This is a genomic window from Paenibacillus sp. FSL P2-0121 (assembly GCF_037975345.1).
Lineage (GTDB): Bacteria > Bacillota > Bacilli > Paenibacillales > Paenibacillaceae > Paenibacillus_AQ > Paenibacillus_AQ odorifer.
Genome location: NZ_CP150245.1, coordinates 6,544,965 through 6,559,536, shown reverse-complemented (window position 1 = coordinate 6,559,536; position 14,572 = coordinate 6,544,965). Strand labels below are relative to the sequence as shown.

17 protein-coding genes are annotated in these 14,572 nt (G+C 45.7%); all 17 read left to right on the top strand.

The genetic code is table 11. The features are described from left to right. Positions 1-186: 186 nt before the first annotated feature. The 17 genes from upp to spoIIID all read left to right on the top strand — a co-directional run bounded on the left by upp (position 187) and on the right by spoIIID (position 14,563). Positions 187-816 carry a uracil phosphoribosyltransferase gene (upp, locus tag MKY54_RS29010; protein ID WP_036681583.1) on the top strand — a complete coding sequence of 210 codons (630 nt, stop codon included), beginning with the start codon at positions 187-189 and terminating at the stop codon, positions 814-816. A 58-nt stretch (positions 817-874) separates the two neighbouring features. Further along, positions 875-2,035, top strand: a complete 1,161-nt coding sequence (wecB, locus tag MKY54_RS29005; RefSeq protein ID WP_076123932.1) for a UDP-N-acetylglucosamine 2-epimerase (non-hydrolyzing) — start codon at positions 875-877, stop codon at positions 2,033-2,035. 178 nt (positions 2,036-2,213) lie between these two features. Next, positions 2,214-2,447 (top strand): AtpZ/AtpI family protein, encoded by a 234-nt coding sequence (locus tag MKY54_RS29000; protein WP_036681579.1) that lies wholly within the window; start codon positions 2,214-2,216, stop codon positions 2,445-2,447. Continuing rightward, entirely contained in the window at positions 2,440-2,817 is a 378-nt protein-coding gene (locus MKY54_RS28995) for an ATP synthase subunit I (RefSeq protein ID WP_036681578.1), read from the top strand. The genes MKY54_RS29000 and MKY54_RS28995 overlap by 8 nt, the downstream gene beginning before the upstream one ends. Before the next feature lie 29 nt (positions 2,818-2,846). Then, positions 2,847-3,614, top strand: coding sequence for a F0F1 ATP synthase subunit A (atpB, locus tag MKY54_RS28990; RefSeq protein ID WP_036681575.1), 768 nt, complete (start codon positions 2,847-2,849; stop codon positions 3,612-3,614). A 105-nt stretch (positions 3,615-3,719) separates the two neighbouring features. Then, positions 3,720-3,932: a F0F1 ATP synthase subunit C gene (gene atpE / locus MKY54_RS28985; protein ID WP_036681574.1), complete on the top strand. Its 213-nt coding sequence runs from the start codon at positions 3,720-3,722 to the stop codon at positions 3,930-3,932. Positions 3,933-4,029: 97 nt separating this feature from the next. Next, entirely contained in the window at positions 4,030-4,518 is a 489-nt protein-coding gene (gene atpF, locus MKY54_RS28980) for a F0F1 ATP synthase subunit B (RefSeq protein WP_076123930.1), read from the top strand. Then, positions 4,515-5,066, top strand: a complete 552-nt coding sequence (locus MKY54_RS28975; protein WP_076123928.1) for a F0F1 ATP synthase subunit delta — start codon at positions 4,515-4,517, stop codon at positions 5,064-5,066. Before atpF ends, MKY54_RS28975 begins: the two co-directional genes overlap by 4 nt. 11 nt (positions 5,067-5,077) lie before the next feature. Next, entirely contained in the window at positions 5,078-6,589 is a 1,512-nt protein-coding gene (atpA, locus tag MKY54_RS28970; RefSeq protein WP_036681566.1) for a F0F1 ATP synthase subunit alpha, read from the top strand. Positions 6,590-6,780: 191 nt separating this feature from the next. Beyond that, positions 6,781-7,650 carry an ATP synthase F1 subunit gamma gene (gene atpG / locus MKY54_RS28965; protein WP_036681564.1) on the top strand — a complete coding sequence of 290 codons (870 nt, stop codon included), beginning with the start codon at positions 6,781-6,783 and terminating at the stop codon, positions 7,648-7,650. Positions 7,651-7,888: 238 nt separating this feature from the next. Further along, positions 7,889-9,289: a F0F1 ATP synthase subunit beta gene (gene atpD / locus MKY54_RS28960; RefSeq protein ID WP_036681562.1), complete on the top strand. Its 1,401-nt coding sequence runs from the start codon at positions 7,889-7,891 to the stop codon at positions 9,287-9,289. A gap of 102 nt (positions 9,290-9,391) precedes the next feature. Continuing rightward, complete coding sequence (locus MKY54_RS28955; protein WP_036681559.1) at positions 9,392-9,808, top strand: F0F1 ATP synthase subunit epsilon; 417 nt, start codon at positions 9,392-9,394, stop codon at positions 9,806-9,808. Positions 9,809-10,003: 195 nt separating this feature from the next. Next, entirely contained in the window at positions 10,004-10,261 is a 258-nt protein-coding gene (locus MKY54_RS28950; protein ID WP_036681556.1) for a DUF1146 family protein, read from the top strand. Between the two features lie 200 nt (positions 10,262-10,461). Further along, the gene (gene murA, locus MKY54_RS28945) at positions 10,462-11,838 is read left to right on the top strand and encodes a UDP-N-acetylglucosamine 1-carboxyvinyltransferase (RefSeq protein ID WP_076123926.1); all 1,377 of its coding nucleotides are present in this window, start codon (positions 10,462-10,464) and stop codon (positions 11,836-11,838) included. A gap of 217 nt (positions 11,839-12,055) precedes the next feature. Next, positions 12,056-13,198 (top strand): stage II sporulation protein D, encoded by a 1,143-nt coding sequence (gene spoIID / locus MKY54_RS28940; protein WP_339188772.1) that lies wholly within the window; start codon positions 12,056-12,058, stop codon positions 13,196-13,198. A 61-nt stretch (positions 13,199-13,259) separates the two neighbouring features. Continuing rightward, entirely contained in the window at positions 13,260-14,003 is a 744-nt protein-coding gene (locus MKY54_RS28935) for a M23 family metallopeptidase (RefSeq protein ID WP_076123922.1), read from the top strand. Between the two features lie 272 nt (positions 14,004-14,275). Beyond that, a complete protein-coding gene (gene spoIIID / locus MKY54_RS28930) occupies positions 14,276-14,563 on the top strand; it encodes a sporulation transcriptional regulator SpoIIID (protein WP_036681548.1) in 288 nt (95 codons plus the stop codon). Positions 14,564-14,572: the final 9 nt, after the last annotated feature.

Below are 14,572 nucleotides of genomic sequence, written 5' to 3'. Positions count from 1 at the left end.
TAATTAAGCCAATCATTACCTTTAAAAACAAGGAAATACAAAGGAATATGTTCAATGTGAGTTCAAGTACCATTCTGAGGTGAAATGCAGCGGCGGGAGTGCTATAATAGACAGGATTTAGCCACTGAGAAGCAAAGCGCTTTCTATGGCTATAGACAAGACTTACAATTACCGGAGGGACAGTAAATGGGAAAATTGGTGATTTGCGATCATCCTTTAATTCAACACAAACTAACATTTATTCGCGACGTTAGAACAAACACGAAGGATTTCAGAGAACATGTTGACGAAGTTGCCACATTGATGGCTTATGAGATTACACGTGATATTCCACTAGAGACCATTACGGTACAAACACCGGTCACTGAGACGGAAAGCAAAGTGATTTCGGGAAGAATGCTGGGGCTTATTCCTATTCTTCGTGCGGGTTTAGGTATGCTTGAAGGTGTACTGAAGCTTCTACCTGCGGCTAAAGTAGGACATGTAGGGCTTTTCCGTGATCCAGACACTCTTCAACCAGTGGAGTATTATATCAAGCTTCCAACGGATGTACAGGAACGTGAGTTGATAGTAATTGACCCGATGCTTGCTACAGGCGGATCCGCAATTGCTGCGATTACCTCACTGAAGAACCGTGGTTGTACACAGATCAAAATGATGAACTTGATTGCAGCGCCAGAAGGTGTTGCTGCAGTTCAGGAAGCTCATCCGGATGTTGATATTTATGTAGCAGCGCTTGATGATCATTTGAATGAACATGGTTACATCGTGCCAGGTCTTGGTGATGCTGGTGACCGTCTTTATGGAACCAAGTAATAAGTAATTAAGTATTAAGTATAGTAATGCGAGAATATTTGATGAGAGGGTAGGGGTAATGTCCAAAATCAAAGTAATGACTATTTTCGGAGTGCGCCCCGAGGCGATCAAGATGGCTCCTCTGGTTCTTGAACTGAAGAAGCATCCTGAGCATATCGAATCAATAGTATGTGTAACAGCACAGCATAGAGAACTGCTCGATCAAGTGTTGGAAGTGTTTAATATCACCCCTGATTACGATTTGGACGTGATGAAGGACCGTCAGACCTTGAATGAGATTACTATTCGTGTGCTTGAAGGTTTGGAACCTGTACTGAAAGAAGTTAAACCTGACCTCGTGCTGGTGCATGGGGACACCTTAACAACGTTTTTAGCTAGTTACGCTTCCTTCCTGCAGCAAATTCAGGTTGGGCACGTAGAAGCAGGACTTAGGACATGGAACAAATTGTCTCCGTATCCTGAAGAAATGAACCGTCAACTCACAGGTGTGTTAGCTGATCTGCATTTCGCTCCAACTGATTTGTCAGCTAACAATCTGAGACACGAGAACAAAAAAGAATCAAGTATTTATATCACAGGCAACACCGTAACTGATGTGTTTCAATATACCGTACAGCCGGATTACCGGCATCCTGTTTTGGATTTTGCTTCAGGAAAAAGACTTATTTTGATGACCGCTCACCGCAGAGAATCTCAAGGTGAACCGCATCGTAATATCTTCCGAGCTATTAAAAGAATCGCTGATGAATTCGAAGATGTCGCCATTGTTTACCCTGTGCATCCGAGTCCTGCCGTTAAGGAACCTGCGCATGAGATACTGGGAGGACATCCGAGAATTAAGCTGATTGATCCGCTGGATGTCGTGGACCTGCATAATTTTTATCCGCATACCCACTTGATATTGACCGATTCCGGCGGTCTGCAAGAGGAAGCTCCTTCTTATGGAGTGCCTGTTCTTGTGCTTCGTGATACAACGGAGCGTCCCGAAGGGATAGAGGCTGGAACGCTGGAACTTGTGGGCACGGACGAGGAGAAGGTGTATCAACGGACACATGCTCTTTTGACTGATAATGAGCTCTATCAGTCGATGAGTCGGGCCGCCAACCCGTATGGAGATGGCAAGGCTTCCCAACGGATTGTCAATGCGATTTTGCACCATTTTGGTGTTAATAAGGAACGTCCTGAAGAGTTTCACAGAATGTTCACAAAAAATAAATAATTTCAATTAAACTAATATCTGATCTGATTAAAATCAACATACAGTGAAACTGTACGGTTTATATGGTTTTGGAACGTTTTGCTGTGATTATTTTCATGTTTTCAAGGGTTTTTAGGCAATGTTCAATGAATTGACAAAGACTCAGGAAATTCAGTAAAATTAGTTGGGATTGTAGCCCATGAAAGAACAAAATAGCAAGGACAGCTTGTTACAGACCGCGCTTGTCATTGGAAGTGCAGGCACTTTGCTTGCCGCTTACATTCTTATTGGTTTTTTTGCGGCAAGATGGCTGAAAGACCTGATGGAGGGGCCGAAATATTGGCTCGCCATTGGCACTATAACTGGAATGATTCTGGGAATTGTGAATGTCGCCTTGTTAATTAAAAAATTTTTGGGGGAGCAGAATGGATAATATGACTCCCATGATCAATACCGTCACTAGAGTTACGCTCGTCCTTATGGCAGGACTCTTAATGGGCTGGGTGCTTCATCATGAGACCCGGGCAATTACACTGGGCATGACTCTGGGTCTGGTGGCGGGATTGGTAAACTTTCGTTATCTGGCCGTCAAGGTTCGACGGGTTACGCAGTCGATTGCGAGCAACGAAGGGAATGCCTTCAGCCTCGGTTTTGTTACACGGATTAGCTTCGCAATTTTGGTCACCATGTTCTCGGTCAAGATTGAGCATTTCTCCCTGGTAGCAACTGTTTCGGGCGTATTCATTCCTCAGCTTCTCGCCATTCCTGCGGGGATATATCTGAGTGTGAAGAATAAGCTTTAACCAGATTAAAGAGAAAGGGGGATGATACTATGCATGACATGCCGAAAATATTTGTCGGGGGAATACCGATAGATTTATCCGCCGTGTTGATGCTTCTGATCAGTTGTACAGTGGTGTTTGTTCTGGTTATGCTTTCGGTTCGTAAGCTTTCCGTTGAAAATCCATCCAAGCTTCAGAACTTCATGGAATGGGTTGTGGAATTTGTAGAGGGTGTCATAAGCAGTGCCATGGATCTGAAGAAAGGAAAACCTTACATATCTTTAGGGTTGACATTGATTCTGTTTATCTTTGTTTCCAATCTACTTGGATTGCCTTTCTCCGTTGTAACTGAGGCGCATGGACCTGTAACAGTGTTTGGCCACGTGATTGAAGCAACTAAGAACTTGGCGAATGGTGAGCATGCAGAAATTTTATGGTACAAGTCGCCAACTGCTGACATTAACGTCACTGCAGGATTGGCAATCATAGTATTTGTACTGATGAACTTTCTGGGCATTAAGCTCAACGGCAAACATTATTTCAAACACTACATCGAGCCGTTTCCAATCTTTTTGCCACTGAACATTATCGAAAACCTGGCAAAACCTGTAGCGTTGGCTATTCGTCTATTCGCTAACATTTTCGCCGGAGAAGTACTGATTACAGTCATTTTGAAGCTGGGGATTCTCAGTATTCCGTTCCTGGCTGTATGGCAGGGCTTCAGTATTTTCGTCGGGGCACTACAAGCGTTTATCTTTACGATTCTGACGATGGTTTATATCGCACAGATGACGATTCACGAAGAAGAAGCACATTAATGAACTGCTGCGAAGAGAACGGCTATCGTCTGATTTTCCTTCGTGGGAGATATCTTATATCATTAAACACAAATATGAACCGAAATTAAAGGAGGATATTTACAAATGGAATTTTTAGCAGCAGCAATAGCGGTTGGATTGGGTGCACTTGGCGCAGGTCTTGGTAACGGTATGATCGTTAGTAGAACAGTTGAGTCCATCGCTCGTCAACCAGAAGCGAAAAATGCTTTGCAAACAACAATGTTTATTGGTGTAGGTATCGTCGAAGTTATTCCGTTGGCAGCAACAGTTATCGCATTCCTGATTATGTTTACTTAATAAACCGTAGTTACGGTTTGGCGGGGACGGCCGATGCCATCCGCGCCTTACTTTTGTATACGTCCGCATGACGCGGTAACGGAAGGGAGTGACCTCAGTGGATATTGTTTGGACAAACATAGTATTTTCAATTGTCGCCTTTGGGATTTTATATTTCTTGCTTAGCAAGTATGCGTTCAGCAAACTTTTTGCAGTTATGGAGAAACGCCGTGAGCTGGTAATGCAGCAAATGGACGAAGCTGCGAAGACTAGAGAACAAGCGGTCGCGTATGTGGAAGAGCAGAAGCAAGCGCTGAACAGTGCACGCCAGGAAGCTCAACAGATTATTCAACAATCGCAAATCACAAGCAATCTACAGGTAGAACAAACTTTGGCACAAGCCAAAGCAGATGCAGCACGTGTCAAAGAAGAGGCCGTGCGCGATATCGAGAACGAAAAGAACAAAGCAGTGGAAGAGTTGCGCAGCGAAATTGGAACGGCATCTGTTCGTATTGCTTCTAAACTTCTTAAGAAAGAAGTTAGTGCTAACGGCGAGCAGGAGCAACTTGTGAACCAATACCTCAAAGAGGTAGGAGGCCAATCATGAGCCGCGATACGGTAGTTGCCAAGCGCTACGCTAGAGCATTGTACAGTGCAGCGGTAGAGAAAGGGATTACCCTTGAAGTAGAAGAAGAGCTCAAGGCAGTGGTTGGATTATTACATTCCGACCAAGAGATAAAGCGGTTTATTCTTGCACCGCGCATCTCGGAGTCCGACAAGCTGAAAGTGCTGCGCACAGCGCTTCAAGATAAGCTCTCTCCCATCGTGATGAACATTGTAGAATTGTTAGTAGAGCGAGGCAGAACCGATATTTTTGCCGATCTGCTGGATACGTATATCAAGATTGAAGGAGACGCTCTTGGCATTGGTGATGCTAAGGTATACTCTGTTTATTCTTTAAGTGAAGAAGAAAAAGCAGCTGTAGCTGCAGAATTCGGCCAACTCGTAAACCGTAAAATCCGGATTACGAATGTGGTGGACCCAAGCCTGTTGGGAGGACTGAAAGTTTATATCGGCGATACGCTGTATGACGGCAGTCTGTCTAACAAATTGGAGCGTCTCGAGAAATCCTTTAATGATAAGCATAGAAGATAGGGGTGAGGATATTGGGCATCAGACCTGAAGAGATCAGCACTTTGATCAAAAGTCAAATTGAGGAATATAAAGCCGATATCGAAGTTGCCGAAGTCGGCACCGTCATTCAAGTCGGCGACGGTATCGCCCGTGTCTACGGTCTGGAAAACGCAATGGCTGGCGAATTGCTAGAGTTCTCCAACGGAGTAGTGGGCATGGCGCTCAATCTGGAAGAAAGCAACGTCGGTGTTGTTATTCTGGGTGAGTACAAGGAAATTCGTGAAGGCGATCAAGTAAAACGTACAGGACAAATTATGCAAGTTCCTGTTGGTGAAGCTCTGCTCGGTCGTGTAGTTAACGCACTTGGTATGCCGCTTGACGGCAAAGGCCCAATTGCTACAACTGAATTCCGTCCTGTAGAAAATAATGCACCAGGTGTTATCGATCGTAAATCGGTACATGAACCGATGCAAACAGGTCTTAAAGCCATTGATGCGATGGTACCAATCGGTCGTGGACAACGCGAACTTATCATTGGTGACCGTCAAACAGGTAAGACTGCAATCGCAATTGACGCGATTATCAACCAAAAAGGCAACGGCATGAAATGTATTTATGTTGCCATTGGTCAAAAGCAATCCACAGTAGCACAGGTTGTAGAAACTCTTCGCCGTCATGGCGCTTTGGAATATACAATCGTTGTAACTGCATCGGCTTCCGAGCCGTCCCCATTGTTGTACATTGCTCCATACGCAGGTTGCGCAATGGGCGAATACTTCATGTACAAGGGCGAGCACGTACTGATCATTTACGATGACCTTTCGAAACAAGCTTCGGCTTATCGCGAATTGTCCTTGCTGCTTCGTCGTCCACCGGGTCGTGAAGCATTCCCGGGTGACGTATTCTACTTGCACTCCCGTCTTTTGGAGCGTGCAGCTAAGCTTAGTGATGAGCTCGGTGGTGGTTCATTAACCGCACTTCCATTTATCGAAACACAGGCATCTGACGTATCAGCTTACATTCCTACGAACGTAATCTCGATTACAGATGGTCAAATCTTCCTTGAATCCGATCTGTTCTACTCTGGTCAACGTCCGGCAATCAACGTCGGTATTTCCGTTTCCCGTGTAGGGGGCTCCGCTCAAATCAAAGCGATGAAGAAGGTAGCCGGCTCGCTCCGTCTGGATCTTGCCCAATATCGCGAACTTCAAGCCTTCTCACAGTTCGGCTCAGATCTTGATAAATCTACACTCGCCCGTCTAAATCGCGGGGCACGTATGATGGAAGTTCTGAAACAAGGTGTGAATCAGCCGTTGTCTGTTGAGCATCAAGTGCTTAGCTTGTACACAGCTGTAAAAGGATATTTGGATGATATTCCAGTTAAAGACGTAAAACGTTTTGAAAAGGAATTCCTTGCTTACATGGATAGCAGTGCTGCTGATGTAGCTCAATCCATCAGGGATACAAAAGATTTGACAGCTGATAACGAAGCCGCTCTTAAAGCAGCGATTGATACCTTTAAAAGAGGTTTCGCTACTAGCTAATATAGATAGACTTTAACGGATTTTACTAAGTGAGCTTTGGCTCTGCCGAAGCTCAGGCTGTGCTTATGAAGTAGCTTTGACTTCGTCAAAGTTAAGAGAATGCTTACGAAGTTAGCTTTGACTCCGTTAAAGCTAAGATGATGCTTACGAAGTTAGCTTTGACTCCGTCAAAGCTCTAAGGTGGTGAAATCATGGCAAGAAGCATGCGTGATATTAAACGTCAAATTAAGAGTGTTCAAAACACAAGACAGATCACAAAAGCGATGGAAATGGTAGCCGCATCCAAGCTGAGAAAAGCTCAGGAGAAGGCAATTGCCGCCCGTCCTTATGCTGAGAAGCTAAAAGAGGTTGTATCGAGCATTGCGGCTGGCACAGAAGGTGTTCAACACCCTATGCTGGTTAGCCGCCCTGTGAAGAAGACTGGTTATCTAATCGTTACCTCTGATAGAGGGCTTGCAGGTGGTTACAACGCTAATATTTTGCGTAAGGTGACAATGCTCATCGCGGAGAAGCATAAGTCCAAAGATGAGTACGCATTGTTTGTTATTGGTCGTAAGGGCCGTGACTTTCTACGTCGCCGTGAATATCCGATTGTACAGGAAGTTACTGAGCTGTCGGATGCGCCGAAGTTTGCTGACATCAAGTCTATCGCGAATTCGGCAGTACAGCAGTTTGTAGATGGTACGTATGATGAGTTGTATGTTTGTTACAATCAATTCGTCAATGCTATCACCCAGATCCCAACCGTTGAGCGACTGTTGCCTATGGATGGAGTAGGGAATCAAGAGCATCATGAAGCTTCTGCAAACTACGAATATGAACCTTCACCGGAAGGCGTGCTAGAAGTATTGCTTCCAAAGTACGCTGAAACTTTGATTTATAGCGCTATTCTGGATGGCAAGGCCAGTGAGCTGGGTGCGAAAATGACAGCTATGGGCAGTGCAACGAAGAACGCGTCGAAAATGATCGGAGAACTTACCCTTACGTACAACCGTGCCCGTCAGGCGGCAATTACGCAGGAAATTACCGAGATCGTGGCCGGAGCGAACGCGCAGTCTTAAAATACAAGAAAAGTTAAACTAAGTGCTTAACTTGTCTTGTATTTTACGAGAAACAGTGTCGCTTGCTTAGGGTGCATAGCTCCTTAAGAACGGCACTGTAAGTTCTTCTTAAAATATAAGAAAGTATGGTTTTACACTATACAAAATGCTTATATTTCTACGAGAAACGGTTGTCATCTTTATATGACGACAACGTCGTTTCTTCTTGATGTAACAGCTTTCGAGGAGGGAAAAGAAGATGAACAAAGGACGCGTTGTAAGCATTATGGGTCCGGTTGTCGATATTGAATTTGAACGCGGCCAGTTGCCCGAGATTTTCAACGCTATCAAAATTGAAACCGTCTTGGACAATGGTCGTCAGCTTAACCTAACACTTGAGGTTTCCAATCACTTGGGAGACAATCTGGTACGTTGTATCGCGATGTCTTCTACTGATGGTCTGGTTCGTGGACTGGATGCAATCGATCAAGGAGGTCCAATTTCGGTTCCTGTAGGGGAAGCGACATTAGGCCGTGTATTTAACGTACTTGGTAATCCAATTGATAACGCTGGTGAAGTTCTTGCTGAGAAAAAGAACCCGATTCACCGTCTCGCACCAACATTTGACGAATTGTCAACACAAGCGGAAATCTTGGAAACAGGTATTAAAGTTATCGACTTGCTCGCACCTTATGCTAAGGGTGGTAAAGTCGGCCTCTTCGGCGGTGCCGGCGTAGGTAAAACAGTAACAATCCAAGAATTGATTAATAACATTGCCCAAGAGCACGGTGGTATTTCCGTATTCGCAGGTGTCGGTGAACGTACTCGTGAAGGTAATGACCTTTATCACGAAATGACGGATTCCGGCGTTATTAAGAAGACAGCAATGGTCTTCGGACAAATGAACGAGCCTCCAGGTGCACGTCTTCGTGTAGCTTTGACCGGTTTGACCATGGCGGAATATTTCCGTGATGTGGAAGGCCGCGATACGCTGCTCTTTATCGATAATATATTCCGCTTTACCCAAGCGGGTTCCGAAGTGTCCGCTCTTCTCGGCCGTATGCCATCTGCGGTTGGTTATCAGCCGACTCTGGCTACTGAAATGGGCCAGCTGCAAGAGCGTATCACATCGACTAAAAAAGGTTCAGTTACATCGATTCAAGCAATCTACGTACCGGCGGATGACTACACTGACCCTGCTCCGGCTACAGCGTTTGCTCACTTGGATGCAACAACTAACCTTGAGCGTAAAATTTCCGAGAAGGGGATTTTCCCAGCGGTTGACCCACTGGCTTCCAGCTCGCGTTTGCTCGCTCCAGAAATTGTTGGTGAAGAACATTACAACGTGGCACAAGGTGTTAAACAATTGCTGCAACGTTATACCGAGCTTCAAGACATCATTGCCATCTTGGGTATGGATGAATTGAGTGAGGATGATAAGGTTATCGTAGCTCGTGCTCGTAAAGTTGAACGCTTCCTGTCGCAGCCATTCCACGTGGCTGAACAGTTCACTGGCTTTAAGGGTAAATATGTACCAATCAAAGAAACTGTACGCAGCTTTAAGGAAATCCTGGATGGTAAGCATGATGATCTTCCAGAAGCAGCTTTCCTATTTGTAGGTACGATTGAAGAAGCAGTAGAAAAAGCGAAATCGATGTAACCTGAGCTTAGCTAATGCTTTCGATGCAAGCTTTACTTCGTAAAGCTTAGTGCATGCTTTCGAAGCGAGCTTTACAATGTAAAGCTTTAAGGAGGAATGGAAGTGAATACCTTTTTGTTGGAAATTGTCACGCCGGAGCATCTCGTTTACTCCAAGCAAGTGAATAGCTTGATTGTAAGAGGGGTCGAAGGCGAGTTGGGTATTTTGCCGGGACACATTCCGCTTGTGACTCCACTTCAGGTTGCTCCGTTATCCGTCAAATCGGACGGTGTTACGATCTCCATCGCTGTTCATGGCGGGTTCGTTGAAGTGCATAAGGACAAAGTAACCGTGCTGGCTGAAAGTGCCGAGCTGCCAACAGATATCGATGTTGAGCGCGCCGAAGCGGCTAGAGAACGGGCTCAACGCCGTCTCCAGACTCGGAGCAAACAAGATGATATCGATCACCGCCGTGCGGAATTGGCGCTGCAACGCGCTGTTACACGGATTAAAGTGTCCACTGGAAAAGGACAACAGTAGGATAAAAGCAGTCAAGCCTTAGGGTTTGACTGCTTTTTATTATAGTAATCTATTGAAAAAAGGTTAAAATTTCTTCATTATTTTGGATAATGGCGTTGAATTGTTTAAAAATTTGTAAAAGTACTGGATTCTTTTGCCCTTCACAAGTATGATATAAGAGTCGATTTCCGAGTAATACGAACACGGAGGGTTAGCATGGAGGATATATTGTCGGGTGGGTTGTCTAGCGCAGTTGGAACCAGCAGTATGGTCTCAATGATTGTATCTTTGCTCAGTGTTGTATTATCTTGGTGGGCATTGCAGAACCTTAAGCTCGATTTGGTCATAAGATATCCCAAGAGTCCTCAGGGAAGGCTGCTGCACTTGCTGTTGGCCATTGTACTTGGTCGTTTTGTAGCGGGGTTCTTCCTGGATTACCTGAGCTGGAGTGGGATGATCCGATATATGTTTTAAGGGGATGTAGTTTGGTTATAAGTGTCTTAGGTCGCAGTGGTCAAAAGGTGTCGAATAATAAGGTTTTATTATGTCAACACTGAACTTTAAGGAACATGCCCGAGTAAATGGGCGTATTGATGGAGTAGAGAACTTTTTTTGCAATTACTTTAATCTAAAAAAATAATTTAAGAAATAATGGACGCGGAGGGAAACCGAAAATGAGCAAATTTATCGTCCGCGGTGGCAACAGATTGACCGGGAGCGTGAAAGTTAGCGGCGCAAAAAATTCCGTATTACCGATCATAGCCGCCTCTCTATTGGCAGAAGAAGGAGTAAGCGTCATTGTAGACGCACCTCCGCTTGATGATGTGATGACGATATCAAAAATGCTGGAATCTCTGGGTGCAGGGGTTACATATCAGAACGATATTATCCAGGTGGATGCTACAAACATCACTTCCTGTGAAGCACCTTATGAATGGGTTCGAAAAATGCGGGCGTCTTTTTTAGTCATGGGCCCACTGTTATCTAGACTTGGTCAGACAAGAATTTCCCTGCCAGGCGGCTGTGCCATTGGTACACGACCGATTGATCAGCATTTGAAAGGGTTTGAAGCACTGGGTGCGGAGATTAGTCTCGGCCAGGGCTACATTGAAGCGAAAAGCAACGGACGCCTGCGCGGTGCCAAAGTGTATTTGGATGTAGCAAGCGTAGGTGCGACCGAAAATATAATGATGGCAGCTACACTAGCCGAAGGCGTGACCGTTATCGAGAATGCAGCTAAGGAGCCTGAGATTGTCGACCTGGCCAATTACTTGAATGGTATGGGCGCAATCGTACGCGGTGCGGGAACAGGCGTTATCCGTATTGAAGGGGTAGAACGTCTGCATGGGGTCAAACATCATGTAATCCCTGACCGTATCGAAGCAGGTACGTACATGGCGGCTGCAGCAATTACCGGTGGCGATGTATATGTGGAAGGCGCAATTGCAGATCACTTAGGTCCTGTTATTGCTAAGATGGAAGAAATGGGTGTAACCATTATTCCTGACGAGAACGGTATTCGTGTAATCAGTGACAAGCCTCTCAAAGCTGTTGATTTGAAGACTTTGCCGTATCCAGGTTTTCCTACGGATATGCAGTCGCAAATGATGGCATTATTGTTGCGTTCTGAAGGTACCAGTGTCGTTACAGAAACTGTATTTGAGAACCGGTTTATGCATGTGGATGAATTCCACAACATGAATGCTGAGATTAAGATCGAAGGTCGCTCGGCGATCGTTACAGGTAATGCACAATTGGTCGGAGCTAAGGTTTGTGCTACGGATCTGCGTGCGGGAGCTGCGCTTATTTTGGCAGGTCTGGTTGCTGAGGGCACTACTGAAGTAAGCGGAACTCATCATATTGACCGCGGGTATGTTCATTTGGCTGAGAAACTATCCGGACTGGGTGCGGAAATTTGGCGCATCTCCATGGAAGATACTTCAGCGCAAACCGTGAAGGATGAAGTTCTTAAACCGGAAGTATCCAAGAGTGAATCGACTAAAAACGAAGAGGTTAAACCACGCTTTCAGGTTCAACCAACTTGGGTATAATATCAATCATTAGGAGAGACCAGGCTGCTGTTTGCAGCTTGGTCTTTTTTTATGGAATCCTCATCTGATGGGGATTTTTTTGTATGCAATTTAATAGCTTGTGGTCTAGTAATAGATTGAGGACAGGAACTCTCTTTCTCTCAAATTGTGTTCTAGCAGTTGCTGCAAATTCATATCTATAAGAATCACCAGTGATTCACGGAAGGGAGCCATAGAGATGAAAGATTTCCGCTACTTGCGAAAAAACAAGATAACGCGCTGGCACTCGCGTCCCCTTGCTCCCCGGCGCAGGCGACTCATCCCCGTCGCCTGGCTCGCAGCGCCTTTCCTGGCGGCGCTGCTGATTCCGCTGGCGGTTGTCCCGCTACACCGGGGACAACCGGCGCCTGTGGCCGTGCCGACGGTCACGGCCCCTCCGGCGGCGCCGGAGACGGCTGCGCAGGAAGCGCCGCAGCCGGACGTCTCTGTCTATTTGTCACACAGCGGACAAATAGAGACATTGCCGCTGGAGGACTACGTCCGCGGCGTGCTTGCGGCCGAGATGCCGGCCGACTTTGAGCTTGAAGCGCTCAAAGCGCAGGCCGTAGCTGCCCGCACCTTTATCATGCGCCGCCTGGTGGCTGGCGACAGAAGCGGCGTACCCGTTCCGGAGGCGGATGTAACCGATACGGTAAGCCATCAGGCTTACATATCTAAGGACACGCTGGAACGGCAATGGAAGCTCGGCGGAAGAAGCGCCGACCTCGCAAAGCTGCAGCGCGCGGTCCTTGAGACGCGCGGAGTGATCATGACTTATAAAGGGCAGCCGATAACGGCCTCCTTTTTCGCCTCCAGTGGAGGATATACTGAGAACTCAGAAGAGTATTGGAATGCAGCGATTCCCTATCTGCGCAGCGTGACGAGTCCTTGGGAGAAAGAGATTACCCCAAACTATGCAGTGACTAACACCTTTACTGTTGCTGAAATACTTACTAGATTGGGTCTAAACGATAAAGTCATTCCAGCCTCCAAAGAAACTACCAATTCAGGAACTACAACTAAGATTTCATCATCTTCGAGATTACCTATGGAAGTGTTGTCTCTTACCACTGGACATCGGATTAAAGAGGTCTCAATTGGAGGCTCTATATTTACTGGACGTGAAGTGAGAGAGAAGCTGGGCCTACGATCCAGCCAATTCAGTTGGAGTCGTAAGGGAAATAAGATCTTAATCACGACCTTCGGAAATGGGCATGGAGTAGGGATGAGCCAGTGGGGGGCAAATGGGATGGCTAAAGAGGGTGGAACTGCTACCCAAATTCTCAAACACTATTATAGTGGTATCTCATTTACACAAATCTCAACTCTTCTGAAAAAATAACTTGAAAGATACGTATAAAAGAGAAAACCCCGGTAACACTGGTTACTGAGGTGATAACCATATGAATGAACAAGACAAAAACAAAACAAACCAAGATGAATCTCTCAAAAAAACTCAGGGAGATTTACCTGGTGCAAAACCTTCTTCATGGAACAGACTGGTATCTAAACGTTGGGTATTCCCAGCAGTCTACACGGCGGCAGCGGCAATTATACTAACCTTGGTGTGGGTCTATCAGGATGCCGGCCAGAAGCCGCTCAACCAGGACACCGCCGCCACTTCGCAGCAAGTAGGAACTTCCGCTAACGAAGCTGGTACAACAACCGGAGGTCCAGATGCACTTGAAGTTGTTGCTTCAACGGAAAGTATGACTTGGCCAGTAGCTAATCCAGGTGAAGTAGAAGTAGTTAAGCCGTACTATGATGAGAATGGTACAGAGGACAATCACGTTGCCGCTATGGTGCAATATAACGACAAATTTATTCCTAATGTCGGAATCGATATTGCCCGTGAAGACAACAATACGTTCGATGTTAAAGCAGCGCTCAGCGGTGAAGTGACCAGAGTGGAAGATGTTGCGGTATTAGGTAAAGTGATTGAAATTACCCATCAAGGTAATTTGAAGACTGTATACCAAAGTCTTGGTGAAACAAAAGTTAAACAAGGCGATGTAGTGAAGCAAGGAGATACTCTTGCCACAGCTGGTCGCAGTGAGATCGAAAAGGACCTTGGAAATCATGTACACTTTGAAGTGTACGAAGATGGCAAAGTAGTCAATCCATCGGATTTACTGCCACAGCGATAAAAATTTCTATAGCAGGGGGCGAAAGCCCCCTATTTTTTTGTGTATATAAGGATTTTTAAGGTTGTGTTTGTGATGAGCCTTTTGTTTACGCGGGAAACGGTTGTTGTTCTAAAGGGAGAACGACGGCTTTTCATCATGCTAATAACACGGGTTATTAGGTTGTCCATTAAATAAAATGAGCCCTCCATAGCTTGTCATGTCTTGAAAGCGCGAATATATAAGCCCGCCCCTCATATAATGTACCAAACTATCCACAGTTGGGAGGCGGGAGCGTGCACGATTACATCAAGGAACGTACGATCAAAATCGGACGCTGCATCGTGGAAACCAGGCATACGGTCCGGACCATAGCCAAGGAATTTGGCGTTTCAAAGAGCACGGTGCATAAAGATTTAACTGAGCGTCTGCCAGAGATCAACCCTGATCTGGCCGATCAGGTGAAGCACATTCTCGAATATCACAAGTCCATCCGACATCTTCGGGGGGGAGAAGCCACAAAAATCAAATATAAAAAATCGACGGGGAAAAAACGTGAGGTTGCTGTAGCATCAAAGCCATGAGATTTTCGG

Excerpts from the sequence above, each read along its gene's own strand:
- atpB (WP_036681575.1), top strand. The coding sequence starts at position 2,847 with ATGCATGACATGCCGAAAATATTTGTCGGGGGAATACCGATAGATTTA.
- spoIID (WP_339188772.1), top strand. The coding sequence starts at position 12,056 with ATGAAAGATTTCCGCTACTTGCGAAAAAACAAGATAACGCGCTGGCAC.
- MKY54_RS28975 (WP_076123928.1), top strand. The coding sequence starts at position 4,515 with ATGAGCCGCGATACGGTAGTTGCCAAGCGCTACGCTAGAGCATTGTAC.
- MKY54_RS28950 (WP_036681556.1), top strand. The coding sequence starts at position 10,004 with ATGGAGGATATATTGTCGGGTGGGTTGTCTAGCGCAGTTGGAACCAGC.
- MKY54_RS29000 (WP_036681579.1), top strand. The coding sequence starts at position 2,214 with ATGAAAGAACAAAATAGCAAGGACAGCTTGTTACAGACCGCGCTTGTC.
- MKY54_RS28995 (WP_036681578.1), top strand. The coding sequence starts at position 2,440 with ATGGATAATATGACTCCCATGATCAATACCGTCACTAGAGTTACGCTC.
- atpD (WP_036681562.1), top strand. The coding sequence starts at position 7,889 with ATGAACAAAGGACGCGTTGTAAGCATTATGGGTCCGGTTGTCGATATT.
- wecB (WP_076123932.1), top strand. The coding sequence starts at position 875 with ATGTCCAAAATCAAAGTAATGACTATTTTCGGAGTGCGCCCCGAGGCG.
- murA (WP_076123926.1), top strand. The coding sequence starts at position 10,462 with ATGAGCAAATTTATCGTCCGCGGTGGCAACAGATTGACCGGGAGCGTG.
- atpE (WP_036681574.1), top strand. The coding sequence starts at position 3,720 with ATGGAATTTTTAGCAGCAGCAATAGCGGTTGGATTGGGTGCACTTGGC.
- MKY54_RS28935 (WP_076123922.1), top strand. The coding sequence starts at position 13,260 with ATGAATGAACAAGACAAAAACAAAACAAACCAAGATGAATCTCTCAAA.
- atpG (WP_036681564.1), top strand. The coding sequence starts at position 6,781 with ATGGCAAGAAGCATGCGTGATATTAAACGTCAAATTAAGAGTGTTCAA.
- upp (WP_036681583.1), top strand. The coding sequence starts at position 187 with ATGGGAAAATTGGTGATTTGCGATCATCCTTTAATTCAACACAAACTA.